8 protein-coding genes are annotated in these 14,728 nt (G+C 37.9%); 2 read left to right on the plus strand and 6 right to left on the minus strand.

The annotated features are described in order from the left end of the window. Positions 1 to 21: 21 nt before the first annotated feature. Complete coding sequence (locus G8O30_RS11565) at positions 22 to 1,248, minus strand: stalk domain-containing protein (protein WP_239672209.1); 1,227 nt, start codon at positions 1,246 to 1,248, stop codon at positions 22 to 24. Between the two features lie 407 nt (positions 1,249 to 1,655). Here G8O30_RS11565 and G8O30_RS11570 point away from each other — a divergent pair, with 407 nt between their 5' ends. Then, entirely contained in the window at positions 1,656 to 4,931 is a 3,276-nt protein-coding gene (locus G8O30_RS11570) for an alpha-amylase family glycosyl hydrolase (RefSeq protein WP_239672210.1), read from the plus strand. Between the two features lie 251 nt (positions 4,932 to 5,182). Here the strand turns inward: G8O30_RS11570 and G8O30_RS11575 are convergent, their stop codons facing one another. Beyond that, a complete protein-coding gene (locus tag G8O30_RS11575; RefSeq protein WP_239672211.1) occupies positions 5,183 to 9,478 on the minus strand; it encodes a S8 family serine peptidase in 4,296 nt (1,431 codons plus the stop codon). A gap of 304 nt (positions 9,479 to 9,782) precedes the next feature. Here G8O30_RS11575 and G8O30_RS11580 point away from each other — a divergent pair, with 304 nt between their 5' ends. Further along, entirely contained in the window at positions 9,783 to 10,553 is a 771-nt protein-coding gene (locus G8O30_RS11580; protein WP_239672212.1) for a stalk domain-containing protein, read from the plus strand. A 48-nt stretch (positions 10,554 to 10,601) separates the two neighbouring features. On the opposite strand, the gene G8O30_RS11585 is transcribed toward G8O30_RS11580, so the two are convergent. The 4 genes from G8O30_RS11585 to G8O30_RS11600 all read right to left on the minus strand — a co-directional run bounded on the left by G8O30_RS11585 (position 10,602) and on the right by G8O30_RS11600 (position 14,728). Further along, a complete protein-coding gene (locus G8O30_RS11585) occupies positions 10,602 to 10,844 on the minus strand; it encodes a hypothetical protein (protein WP_239672213.1) in 243 nt (80 codons plus the stop codon). Positions 10,845 to 11,298: 454 nt separating this feature from the next. Beyond that, on the minus strand, positions 11,299 to 12,339 hold the full coding sequence (locus G8O30_RS11590; RefSeq protein ID WP_239672214.1) for a hypothetical protein: 1,041 nt from the start codon (positions 12,337 to 12,339) through the stop codon (positions 11,299 to 11,301). A gap of 12 nt (positions 12,340 to 12,351) precedes the next feature. Then, the gene (locus G8O30_RS11595) at positions 12,352 to 13,845 is read right to left on the minus strand and encodes an MBOAT family O-acyltransferase (protein ID WP_239672215.1); all 1,494 of its coding nucleotides are present in this window, start codon (positions 13,843 to 13,845) and stop codon (positions 12,352 to 12,354) included. A gap of 118 nt (positions 13,846 to 13,963) precedes the next feature. Continuing rightward, on the minus strand, positions 13,964 to 14,728 hold the full coding sequence (locus G8O30_RS11600; protein ID WP_239672216.1) for a copper amine oxidase N-terminal domain-containing protein: 765 nt from the start codon (positions 14,726 to 14,728) through the stop codon (positions 13,964 to 13,966).

Here is a 14,728-nt window from a genome sequence, read left to right on the forward strand (position 1 = left end):
CACAACGGACATCCTTTTTACTTATTTCATTTCATCCTCAATTACCTTAAGCAGTTTTTCTGGCGTAAATGAGCCATCAGCAGTAATTCTATTAAGCTCGTAAGGAAGTGAGTTCAACTTGTTTACTACACCCGATTTAACAGTATAAGCAACTTCGTATCCTGCTTTCTTTGCCATTTTAATTGTTGTTTCAGAATAATCTCCGTATGGATATGTTAATCCAACAACGTTATATCCCATTTTGTCTTCTATTAATTCTTTTGATTTTACAAAGTCTTTATATACTCGTTCTTCAAACTGTTTTTGTGTCTCTAATTGACCATTCAGATTCACTCTACTAGCAATCATTCCACGTTGTTTACCATTAGGACTCTCCCCTTTAAAGTGAGAATCATAAGTGTGACCTTGAATTAAAATTGTACCTTCCATCTCTTTGGCATTGGCCCAAGTAAATTTCTCTAACTCTCCATTATAAATCTGCGGTTGATCAAAAATCCTACTAGCGATTACATATACAGTTGCTTTCATGTTTAATTCCTTAAGAACTGGATATGCCTCTGTATAGTTACTAATATAACCGTCATCAAATGTAATAAGAATTGGATTTTTAGGTAGTGGTTTATGTTCCTTTAAGTGCGCCACCAAATCATAGTCTGTTATTGTCGTATATCCTGCTTCTTTAATTGCTTCCATATGTTCTTTAAATCTATCAGGATCTACACTTATTGTATCATTCTGTCCTTCTAGTAAAATATGATACATTAATACTGGAATATCAATAGGATCAGTTTCTTGATACGTAAAGTAAGCTGCTTGTGTATTAAAGATATGTACACCTTTATTTTTAGCATCCCAATCGACAAAGTGACCATGTGTTTCTGAGATAAAACGAATGGGTACTAAGACACGCCCATCTGTAATAGTTGCTGTTTGATCAATCTGTACTCTCTTATTATTAACTGTTGCGAAATCTTCGCCTACTTTAAATGAAGTATTTAGCGAAGGAGTAGTCGTCCTAACAGTTTTAGTCTTATTATCCCAGTCTACTTTCACTCCCAATGATTCTATAGCTGCTCTAACAGGTACTAAAACACGCCCATCTTTAATTATTGGCTGTACATCTGTAGAAACTTTTTGACCATTTGAGAATAATACTACATTTGCATTACTGACCAAAGGAAACATAACTAAAAATAGTGACACAATCACCATGGCCGAAGCTATAAAAAATGAAACCTTTTTCTTCATAGAAAATAAACATCCCTTCTAGAAATTATATCTATCCTTTAACAAAAAAATATCGTTTGTTACAATTATGTTACTAATATATCAAAGAAATTTAGTGTTTAATAGGTTATTTTGGCATATTTTGAAATGTATATTTTGGTAATCTATTACTTTAATGAAAATAGTATTTTATTATTGGATATTAATCCCTGGAACTGTCCTTATATACTGGATTTTTTTTGTTTTATTATTACAAAATTGTTTCTATAAAATGAAGACGTATAAGACGCCTACTAGTTACACAATTACTAGACTTTTTACATCCTAAAATAGTAACCGCCTAAAGTTATGCTATAATAAAAATGAAAACGTTTGCATATGTGTTTTTTTGCAAACGATTGCATTACATTAAAGGGGAGGAAATACCAATGAAGCGTTTTTCTGCTATCTTTCTGTCTTTGTTGCTAATCATCAGCATGTTCAGCCCTGCTGGATTATCAACAGTTGCAGAAGCAAACACATTTGACACAGTTGTGTTAAGAGGAAGTGAAGCACCACTAGATTGGTCTTCTAACAATAATCCTCTTTCCTATGACGAAGAATCTGGTACTTGGAAGAGTCAACCGATTCCGTTGACAGGAGGTAAAAAAGTAGAATTTAAGTACGTAATGGACGGAAACTGGATGGAAGGCAACAATTTAGTTTTCACAGCTGATCGTGACGGCTCGTACGTTTTTACTTTTTATCCTACCGATCTTAGAAAAGTAGATGTTTCCATAGCCGATCAATTTGATGGAGAACTGACGCTAAGTGTCACTGTTCCAGAATCTACCCCAGAATGGGCGACTATTACTGTTGCAACAAATTTAAATGCCTATCAATATAACCTAACTGCTTTAGAAAAAACACAGAAAGAAAACACTTGGGAATTAAAGATCACAGGTAAAAAAGGCGAAACACTGACGTATCAATATGGTCTTGGTGCCGATCGATACAAAGAAACACTTACAGAGCGCCGTACTGCTACATTTGGCGATGCGGGCACAGTGGTGGCAGATACGATTACTGCGTGGGATGCACTTCCGATTGCAGAGTCTGTGACGCACAACTTTAACCACGACCCATATATCCCTTCAAGCAATGATATAGTAACTATTACGACTACTGTAGAACACTATGGTCCAATTGATGCCGGTGCAATTTACTTCACAACGGACGGAACTGCTCCTGCTGGAAAGCGTGGAGAAGCTTCGAATGGATTGAAGGCAGGTTTAACAGTTTCTAAAACGGAGAAAAATCAAAGCGGTTTAAACATCTCGACATTAACAGGTACTATCCCTGAGCAAGCGGAAAAAACACGTGTGAAATACAAGTTAGACGTTTGGAACACGAATGGAGAGGGATCTCAATTTGCTGACTCTGGTAGCTTTGACGCAGAGGATGCAACAGAGTTTGCTTATTACGTAGATCAATATCAGTCACCTCAATGGGCAAAAGATGCAACAATCTATCATATTTTCGTAGATCGTTTCCGTGATGGCGACACGTCTAACAACTACCCAGTAAACCCTAATCTTCCATATGAAGAGAAATTGAAAGACTGGATGGGTGGAGATTTAGCAGGTGTGACGGAGAAATTAGATTACCTAGATGAGCTTGGCGTTAACACGCTTTGGATTTCACCAGTGTTTGAAGGTCCTTACTCTCATGGATATCATCCAACTGATTTTAAAGAAGTTAGTCCTTATTTTGGAGATAAAGAAGTATTAGAAGATCTTCTTGAGAAAGCTCATGCGAAAGGCATGAAAGTAGTTTATGATTTTGTACCAAACCATACTTCTAGTAAACATGAGTTCTTCCAGGATGCTGTAGAGCGTGGTCCGGAGAGTCCGTATTATAACTGGTATTCTTTCACAGAATGGCCGAATAAATATGAGACTTTCTACGGAATCGCAGAGTTACCTCAGTTCAATAACGATAACTATGAAGCTCGTGATTACATGTTAAATGATGTTGTTCCTTACTGGTTAACAGACCTTGGATTTGATGGTTTCCGTTTAGATTATGCCAAAGGACCAAGCTATAGCTTCTGGGTAGACTTCCGTCACAAAGTGAAATCGATTAATTCTGATGCGTTTATCTTCGGAGAAATCTGGGATTCTCGTGAAAAGATTAATTCGTATGCAGGAAAGTTAGATGGTGCTCTTGATTTCGGCATGTCTGATGCGTTAGTGAACGTCTTTGCTAAGGGCGGTTCTATGACAGAACTTAGTAAGACAATCAATGATAACTTAGCGACATATCCTGAAGAATTCGTTATGGCAAGTTTCTTAGATAGCCATGATGAGCCACGTTTCTTATTTGAAGCTGGTGGCGACGTTGATAAACTAGCGTTAGCAGCAGCAACACAGTATACGTTACCAGGTGCTCCAATTGTTTATTATGGAACAGAAGTGGGCTTATCACAGAGCGGTGATCACAATGCAGTGACAGATTGGAAAGATCGTTACTATCGTGAACCGATGCCTTGGAAAGAAGAAGATCAAAACTTAGAGATTAAAGAGCTTTATAAAAACCTTATTGAACTTCGTAACAACGAAGAAGCTTTACGTACAGGTGATTATGAAGAAGTTGCTGTATCATCTGACCTTTTTGTGTACGAACGTTCTACTGATGAAGATACTTTCTTAGTAGTGCTAAATAAAGGAGCTCGTAAGCAAGTTTCATTAAACACGCTTTACAATGATAATTCGTTAGAAGATGTTTCTTTAACGGATGTGTTAAACGGCGATAAAGAAACGAAGAGCAAAAACGGTAAATTATCTTTCTTCATTGATGGAGAAGATTTCAAGGTATTCCGTGTGACTGGTGAGTTAGAAGAGCAAGCGCCAGATGCTGAGAAGAAATACGGAGAAGTTATTATCCGAGGTTCTGCACCATTTGCTTGGGAAGGCGAAAAGGACAAATTGAGCTATAACTCCTCTGCAAAAGTGTGGAGAAGCCAGCCAATCGCTTTAAAAGCAGGTGAAAAAGTAGAGTTCAAGTATGTAATGGACGGTAACTGGTTAGATGGAAATAACTTAACGTTCACTGCAGAGAAATCTGGAGCTCACGTGTTCGTTTTCAATACTTCAGATCCGTATAAAGTAGATGTTCAGCCAGTGAAAGATGCTGTGCAAGGTGGAGTGTTTAAAGACTTGAAAGAAGGAGCATTTGGGCAGAAAGAGATTACTAAGTTAGTAGAGGATGGTTTAATTGTTGGTACTTCTGCTACTACATTTGATCCAAATGAACCAATCTCTCGAATCCATGCTGGTTTGATATTACTACGTGCATTAGATCGTGTAGAAGATGACGCAAAATCCATTGCTGATTTTTACGATGTTTCTAACGTATATAAATATATTAATGAAGTCAATTTATTGAAGGAGGATGGTATTTTTTCTGGAGATGACAATAACAATTTCCGTCCAAATGCTCCGATTACCCGTGGAGAAACAGCGGCAGTTCTAGTACGTAGTTTAGACTTAAACCGCTATAAGGAAATTTCTTTTCCAGACGCAGTCGGTTCTATTTTCGAGAATGATATCAAAAAACTCTCTTACTACAATATAACTTCTGGACAAGCTGATGGTAATTTTGGTGTTGGGCGTTATATTACACGTCGCGAGTTTGCATTGATGGTTTATCGCGCTTTGTATTAAGTACTTTGAGGTAAATTTCCCCCTAACTCTTTGGAGTAGGGGGTTTTTTGTTTTGAGGTAGGGTTTCTATTGTCTTTTGGTGACGATTGCTCTTCGTTTAGGCCATGACACAGCCTCTCTTCTTCCTTTTCGTGACGATTACCCTTCGTTCGGGTGAAGACACGCGTACCAGCCATTAACTAAGTACCAATTTAATAATTTAAAAAGCCCAAGAGGACGGGATATCCTCTTGGGCTTTTTTTATATTGTTATTATTTCAAGCGATCGTCTTGTACACGTGCAAGTAATGATGCAAATTCAGCGCGCGTTAGTTTTGCTGTTGGCTTGAAAGAGTTGTCGCTGTAACCCGCTGCTAAACCGTTAGCTGCTAATTTCGTAATGTACCCATTGGACCATCTAGTCACTGGTACATCGCTAAAGCGTTTTTCGCTTGTTCCTTGTAAGTCATATGCATTTACAAGAACTACTGCCATTTCTTCACGAGTTAGAGTTCCTTTAGGATTAAAGTTACCTTTTCCGTCACCAGATAGGACTTCTGCTTTTACTAGTGCAGCAATTGCAGCATAGCCCTCTGTTTCAGGAGTTACGTCCGCGAAACCAGGGTTTGTTACATTTGTTGTATCCAGTTTAAGCTCTCTAGCTAACATCATTGCTGCTTGAGCACGAGTAAGTGCGTCATTTGTTCCGAATTTACCATTTGTATAACCAGAAATGACGTTTTTCAACGTTAACACATCTACTGCGTTTTTCGCCCAATGATTACTTGGTACGTCTGGGAATGCTACTGGTTTCTTATCTGTTTTTAAGATTGTGAATGACTTAGTCACTTCATGACCAGCTAAATCAGTAAGACGAAGTGTAAACTTATTTTCACCGTCTTTTAATTTCACTGTTTCCTTCACAGTTTCTTTCAATGTACGTGCTTCGTATGGAGCAAGTAATTCATGATAATAAACCTCACTATCATTCAAATACAGGCGTGCTTCATCAAAGTTATCTGCAAGTGTGATCGCCAGTTCTGCTGTTGCTTCACTTGTAAAGAACGGAGCATCTACTTCTAGAGTAGGTTGAGTAGAATCAACGAAAAGTTTACGTTGGAACGCAATCGCATTTCCTGATTTATCTGTTGCTTCGAATTGGATTGTTTGGAAGCCGTCAGATTTAAATGTTACCTCTGCTTGGAATAGGTACGCTTTTTCTTTCGCATCCCAAGTTACTGTAGCTTCTTTTCCATTAATTTTTAGGCTCTTCGCTACCGTCTCGTCTACCATGTAACCGTACACCGGTACTGTAGTAGTAGATACTGTGCTTAAAGCAGCTGGGTATAGTGCAGAAACGTAAGGAATCGTAGTATCTTCTCCAAATGCGTCTTCGCCAACGTTTCCGGCATAGTCAGTTGCTACAACTTTAACTGATTCGATTTCACCATCATACTTGCTTAAATCGTATTTCACTTTCTCTGCATCTAGAGGTGTTTCAAGTACGCTCTTACCGTTCACTAGTACATCAAAGTGAGCTACACCAACTCCTGCATCTGTTGCAGTCCACTGTAGATTTTTTGATTCTTCGTCAAATGTGACTGTTACTACTGGATCTTGCGTATCTACTTGGAATGGAATCTTAACTGATTGTGACTTTGCATCTGGGTAATCTACTACAGTAGCAATCTCATAGTAGTAATTTCCATCAGCAAGATTTTCACCATTTTGCTTTCCGTTCCAAGAAGCTTGAGTGTATTCAGTGCTTTGAGCTCCAGCGCCACCATCGTAATAGTGTTTACGTACATTATTTTCATTTCTTAATGTAAGAAGCTTTTCGCCATTTGCATCTAGGATATTAAATGTTGCTTTCTTCGCATTACGAAGGAACGATACGTTTGGATATAGAGAATCTTTTACACCATCTCCATCTGGAGAGAATGCCACTTTATCACCAAGGAACTCATCTGTTAAACTATTGATTCCTAGGTACTCACTTCCGTCAACACCTGGAGACATTAGTCCAGTTAAACCATAGAAAGATTTTTCGTCATACACTGTTCCATCTACAACAGGTGCTTTTGTCCAATCACCGTTGAATCCAACGTAAGGAACCGTTAGAGCTGGTGCATAGTCATTTACATCTTTAAACGTTACAAACCCTTCTGCGAAGTAACCATTTTCAAACAGTTCTACTAGAGGTGCACCGTTCGCCCAGTCTACAACATCTGTTAAATCTAGTGATACTTCAACAGTTGCTTTACCATTTGCTGGAACCGTTACTTGGTAGCTTCCTTCCACATCCAAACCACTCGCAGACGAGAAGCTGATTGGGTACTCTCCTACTCCAGTTTCTTCGTCATAGGTATCAGCACTATAAACCTCATTGGCTTCTAATAGATTCTCTCCATCAAGTACTAGATCTGTTTGTACGTTACCAGTGGTTTCGTACACAACAGCTTCATCAGTGAAGTTCTCCAGTTCTAATGTGAAAGTGGCTTTATTATTAAATTGACGAAGAGCTACTTTTCCTAATCCAGTAGTTGTTTCTGTAACAACAATTGGTGTGCTAAGCGCAGCGTGTAAGTCCATTAAACCTGCACCTTGACGACGTGGAGAATATAGTCCTCCAGTTTTGTAATAGTCATTGTAAAGACCTTTGTCTAATCTTGGCACAGAAGTGTTCATTAAGATATTTTTTGCAAGTGTCACACGGTCTTCACCTGTTAAACCAAAATCTTCGTCCACACGTTGAAGAACTAGCGCAGATCCACCTGCTACGTGTGGAGCAGCCATAGATGTACCGCTCATCATACCGTATTCACCGTTTTCTAGCGTAGATAAGATTTGCCCACCTGGTGCTGTGATTTCTGGCTTAAAGTCTAAGTTTGGAGTAGTACCCCAAGAAGTAAAGTTAGACATTTTATTGTTCTCAGGATTTAGAGACTTTACTGTTTCTCCTTTAAATGCTAATTGAACTTCTTTACCAGCCTCTAAGTCTGCCGATAACGTGTCACCAAAGTTCTTAAGTGTAAAGATATAAGGAATTGTAATGGCTGGGTCATTTACCATGTTTACATATCCTGATGTGTTGTTATAAATAATGACAGCCTTCGCACCAGCTGCTTGAGCATTAAGTGCTTTTGTTACAAACGCAATTTCTCCGCGTTGAATTAATGCCACTTTTCCTGTTAAATCTAATCCAGCGAAGTCATCCGCATCTGGATTAGCAGTAGAATCACCAGGAAGACGGCCTAATCCCACTTTCACCACTTCATAGCTTGTTTCACCTAATGAAGTTGGAGCGGTGTTACCAGAAGATACAAAAGACATAACTTCTGTTTCTTCCCCATCAACCGTTACATTGAATCCTTCTAGATCTAGGAATTGATTTTCAAAAGATGCTACCTGTAGAGAATCTGTGGAAAGTCCAGGTGCTCCTACCAAACCAATATCAGGATTAGACGCTAGAGGATTTGCATGTCCAGAACCAAATCGATCAGAGTTACCTGCAGAAACAGACACTAGTACACCGTTATCAACAGCACGTTGGATTGCTTGATATTCTGGATCATTTTGGTCAACGAATGAAGCTGTTGAACCTAAAGACATATTGATCACATCTGCACCTAGAGCAATCGCGTCATCAATTGCTTTGATATAAATATCTCCGTAAGTGGATGGCATCTCTGGATCGTTACCGAAAACTTTCATACCTAGGATCTGAGCTTCTGGCGCTACCCCTTTTAATCCACCATTCTCCTCATCACCATTTGCTCCTACTGTACCTGATACGTGCATACCATGCATAGAAGCATCTGGGCCTTTATCTTGAACTTCATTATTTTGATCTGCATAGTTGTATGCAAATGGAACTTTTTCAGAGAAATATTTACCTTTTACTTTACCAGAAGCAACAGCTGCATCTACTTCTGTTTTTTCTAGTTCTACTTCTGTTCCGTCAGAAAGAACCATATCTTGGTGCGCAGGGTCAATTCCTGTATCAATAACAGCGATTGTCAGACCTTCACCTTTATAAGAGTAGTCCTGCCAAGCTTTTTGTGCATTTACTAGTTCTTTACTATAAAGCATCTCCGGCTTTGCTTCAGGGCGTTGATATTCATTTACAATATGTACCTTTTTAACGTTACTCATGGACTCTAGTAAACCAATATTCTTATAAGCTACTTGTCCACTAAATCCATTGTACACAGTTGTGAAGCTTTCGTTATATGTCATTGAGATTGCTTTACCTTTAATAGCAGCCTTTACTTCCTCTTGGTCTGCAAGGTTTTGTTTTTTGATTTCTTCTTTTTGTTTGTCCGTTAATTCTTGGTAGTTACTACCTAAACTTTGCGCTACTACTAGACCAGAATCAGACTCTAGTTCCACAATTACACGAACTTGGTCTTTAGCTTGATACGACTTCTGTACTAAAGGTGTCTTTTTCACTTGATTGTCTTGTTTTGGTACCTCTAGACGATCTACCGCTGCATGGGCTGCAGATGGCAATACTAGAGACGCTGCTGCTACGGATAAAGCTGAACGTTTTAAAAATCTTTTTTTCACTTCATGACCCCCATAAAATTTATTACTTTCAACGATATCTTTCATTATATTGGAATCTAGTACTATATACAATGCGTTTTCTGAAAATTCTTATTTAGTAGAATCCTTTATTATAGTAAAACATTGTTAGATCACGGCTCAGTATAGATTCGAGGGCCGAAATATTTTTACATTTTTTTCTCAACTAGAAGATATCAGAAAAATACAAATTTAGTTATATAGTAAATTATTCCTTTACTTGAAAATAAGTTTATTGTTACCATATTAAAGTACTAATACTTTATAACTAAGGAGAGTGAAAATAATGAAAGGTACAAAGAAATTCATCGCTGGCTTCGTCATTGGTGCCACATTATTCGGTTCAGTAGGAGCCATGGCAGCTGGTGGAAGTATGATTGAGATTTTCCATAACATCAAGGATATTAAGATTGATAGAGTATCCAAGATGCCTGCGGACACAAAACCATTCACTTACAACGGTAGTACATATGTACCACTTCGATTCATCAGTGAGGCGTTAGGGGAAGATGTAAAATGGGATGGCGCTTCGCAAACTGTACATATTGGGGAAACTGATGGGGGATCGGTTACTTATCTTGGAGATTCTAAGATGAGTTATTTGACTTATCAGGAGAGTGATTCAGATTTTTATGCACGAGGTGTATATAATAATAAATTAGATCTCGGTAGTAGTTCTTCTAGTAACTATAGAATAAAAGATGTTTTAGGAAAGGAATACACTAACTATCTGTATATTGGAAGTAGTAAGTATAGTGACTTTGGTGATTTTGCTTATGTAGAATACCCGTTAAATGGTCAGTACGAGAGGTTTTTATCAGATATATCATTAGATGCGGATTCCAAACTGTCTTCAGATAATTTCATAGTTGAAGTATTTGCTGATGACAAGTTAGTTTATTCCGAAGAGATTTCAGCAGGTATGTTACCTGAGAAAATTGAAGTAAATGTAAATAACGCTAACAAGTTAAAGATCCAATTGGTAGTAAACACTGAAACCAGCTATACCGTTGATTATACAACTGTCCTTTTTGGAAATCCAAGATTAACAAAATAGTAGCTTAAATTATAGTTAGTTAAATAGGTAAAAGACTGCTAAAATTTATTAGCAGTCTTTTGTCATATAATTTAAGCTATACCCTACAAAATACTCCTCAGTCCCCAAATCCTCATAAATAAACTTACCGTCTTTATATCCAGCATAGTAAGAGTAACCTAATTCGGCTAAAACATCCTTATCACTAGTACCAATTCCTGCTTGGCGATAGATAGTTATTTCATAGTTTTCGTTACCACAGTGACAATAATGATATCCTTCTTTATGAAAAAATGGACGGCGACTACACATATCACGTTAATAAATTTATGAATCTCCCCAGCCTCGAGGTAAAAAATCCATTCCAACAACTTGAGAAATAAACCTTACTCTTCCATACCTTTCAGATAGCATTAGGTACAACAATCATTACCAACATCATCTACTTAAGTTATCAAAATTTGCCACTACTTTGAATCCTGAAATGCACCAACTCTCCTCTTAATTATTAGCCCCCCACACAGATAACTACACATCCCCAAAAGCAATGACCAAAACTACACCCATTGCATATGAGTGGTGTGGAGGGATTATTTCAGAAAAAATAGATTAAGAGTGTTGAAGGAAAAGCGTCATTCCACTCAGTGAGCATCATTGGACATATTTTGTATAAGAGAAAGATTTATTTTTCTACTACTTTTTCGTAGCTAACGGAACATATTTAAGCTTGATACGCACACAAAAAGTGCACCCCAAGCGGTGCACTTTAGTTCAAACTATTTTCTACAGATTGCAAATGCTGCTCCAAATTCTCTTCTGTTACTATTAAACCGAAATCCTGCGGTACTGCCGAGGCATTAGCATCCGACATCCGCTGGGCAATCCACGTTCCAACATGCTCATAAGCGTGATGCCCATCGAAATAGTTCTGTTTCCAGTTTCTCGTCACTTCGTTTAATGTCATGAAGTTGTGTACCCCTCCGAAGACTTCTACCAATTCCGTAATCCATCTTTCATAGTCCGGCAATCGTCCTTCTTCGGCCATAGCTCGCAACAACGGCTCGGCTACAGGGGTTGTAAAAATCACAAATTCGGTATCAGGATACAATTCTACTAATTCTTTCATTACCTCCGCATACTCTGGGTTGTACTCATAACTATCACCATAGAACGTTTCCCTAAATCGACTCACTTTAGCTTCTGTGTCACGCGCTACTTGCTCCTCACTTAACTTCCAAGCAGTTGCCACATTATCCCTCGTGTAATTCCTTACAAATACATCTTCATCACGAGTGGATGCCCGATAATTTGTTCTAGCATAATCCAACACATCAAGCGAAACCTGTTGCTTCCAGCGATAGATAGGATTTCGGATTTCTTCCGCATATGCGACCATATCCCCGACTAGTTTACTCTCTTGTTTGCTGGTCTTAAAAAAATCTACACCTATATAGACTCGGTCAAAATGGCGACCATTCTCCTCCACGGCGACTTGCAAAAAACTTTTATATTCTAAAAAAGACATATCACTAACGGCGAAATTATAAACATCGTCTCCCGCAAGGTCGTGCTGATTAATGTATGTCGCTCGACTACTCCCCAGTAACAAGGCATCGTATGAAAAAGGCTGATACACCATGCGATTAACCTTTTGCTCACGCTCATTTATCGTTGTTTGTACATCATTATTCTCATGAGAAAAACCAAACATCCAAAGTGGATCTATATATATGTTAAAAGCTGCGACGCTACCAGTACTAATAATCACAATGGATAACACCAGGCTCGTCCACCAAGAAGATTTCATTTCAGTCACACCTTAAAAGTTAAAATATAAAAATTCGCTTACTCGTTGCAAATGGAAAATGGAAAACACGTACAAGCAAGCAATGAACAGTGCATTAAAGAACCCCGGTTTAAATGCATCCATTAACTGCATCCCATTCTTCAAGAAAAGAGTGATTAATAAGCCGAACGCGACACATAACAACGCAGTTAATGATCCTGTCGTCAGAATGGAAGACACATAGTTTACTGGTACATCACTTAAAAATGCCAACGACCATTCTGCAGGTAAATAGTTCTCTAATCCGAATAATTCCATCTGGCCTTGCAAAGAAGCTGGGAAAGTAAATCCGTTCAATCCACTCATGCTTTTTAAAATCGAAAGAGCGTCTTGCACAGACTCAGCTCGGAAAAACACCCATGTTGCGTTAACAAATTGGAAGGTGATGAACCAGGCGAGTAGCTTCGGTAACGAGAGGCCCAACCTACTCCAAGCACGATAAATGACACTGGCAATCCCGTGTAGCAATCCCCAAATAACAAACGTCCAGCCAGCACCATGCCAAATTCCGCTAACAGCAAAGATAATCAAAATATTAATATAGGTACGAGAAATGCCTTTACGACTACCACCTAATGGAATGTATAGATAATTGGTTAAAAACGTAGATAGGGTAATATGCCATCTTCTCCAAAAATCCTGAATCGATAGCGCTTTATACGGTGAGTTAAAGTTAATTGGTAGCTTAATATTGAATAATAAAGCTGCGCCAATGGCCATATCAGAGTATCCACTAAAGTCAAAATACAGTTGAAACGTATAAGCTAGAGAAACAATCCAAGAGTCAAAGAACGACAGCGCAGTCGGTTGACTAAATCCAGCATTGGCCCAAATTGCAAACGTGTCTGCGATAATTAGCTTTTTAAAAAGTCCAATTCCAAAAACGTAAATCCCGAGTGCCACATTGCTACTAATCCACCGCTTATTTCGCTCTTCTTCAAACTGCGGCATAACCGTACCGTGATGCACAATTGGTCCGGCAATTAACTGGGGAAAGAAAGCAACGAATAAAGAGTAATTCAAGAAATTATACTCTTTTGTTTCATTTCTATACGAATCGACTAAATACGCAATTTGTTGAAAGGTGTAGAAACTAATCGCTAACGGCAGAGCCAGTTCTAGTAACGGTAAGTTTGTTTGAAAAAAAACATTGACATTTGATAAGAAAAAATCTGCATACTTATAATAACCAAGCAACCCGACATTAAACAAAATCCCTACTGTTAGAAGCGCTTTACGTTTGAAATCATTTTCCCATTTTCCAAGCAAAGTCCCAACCGTGTAGTTAACTAACAGTGATGTTAAAATAAGTGGAAAATAATCTGGATTCCACCAACTATAAAAGAAGAAACTAGCTAAAAGCAACCAAACTTTAGCGCTTGTAGTGTGAAGTTTATTTAAGAAAAAGTAGCCTATTATAACAATAGGAAGGAATAAAAAAATAAATTCGAATGAGTTGAATAACACGGTGTTAGTCTCCTATACTGAAATGCAATATGTCCCTAATTATATCAGAGATTAAATAAAGTAGAAAAACGTAATTCAAAGAAAGAAACCTTCTTTTTAAAAGAAGGTTTCTCCTTATTTACTTTTTAAATTCTGCAGTAACAACTTCACCGTCTAAATTAATGTATATTAGTGTTAATACATTTCCATTTAACTTTAGTACACCTCTATAGGTTGTTTGATCGTCTTCATAAATATATTTAAACCATAAATACGCTGTATTGTTATCCACAACTTGCACTTGACCACTTAAGATATCATCGCCAGACCAAACACTTTGGTAGCCTAACCATACTTCTTTTTGGTCTTCAGTTAAGCCCATTACAAAATCACTAGAAAAAGAATAATACATTTGAATTTCATTAGTCTTAAAGAAATTATGTACCCAAGAACTAGTGGATATCGTACCTTGAACAAAAACTTCTATTTGGGCAACACTGGTTTCAATAATTACTGTGTGTCGCTCTTTATTCCACTCAACAGAACCACCAAGTTGTTCTGTCATAAAACGTACAGGCACGAGAGTAGCACCATCGTAAACTTTTGCAGGTACATCTATGGTTTGCATTTTGCCATTCACGGTAGCTGTGTTACTATTCACGGTTAAAACGATAGTAGTATTTTGCTTTACTACAGTAATCTTATTTGTTTTAGAGTCCCACGAAACTGTTGCATCTAATGCCTCAAACAATGATCTTAGTGGAAGTAGCGTTCTGTTTTCCACTAACTTACCACCAAACACAGTTATAAACTGTTTATCCGGACTCATGGCTGATAGACGTGGTGTTGAGATAAAACTTAATAAAAGTACCAACGTTGCAGCTATCGAGATAAGCTTTTTCAT

This window comes from Mangrovibacillus cuniculi, assembly GCF_015482585.1.
Classification (GTDB): Bacteria; Bacillota; Bacilli; order Bacillales; family R1DC41; genus Mangrovibacillus; species Mangrovibacillus cuniculi.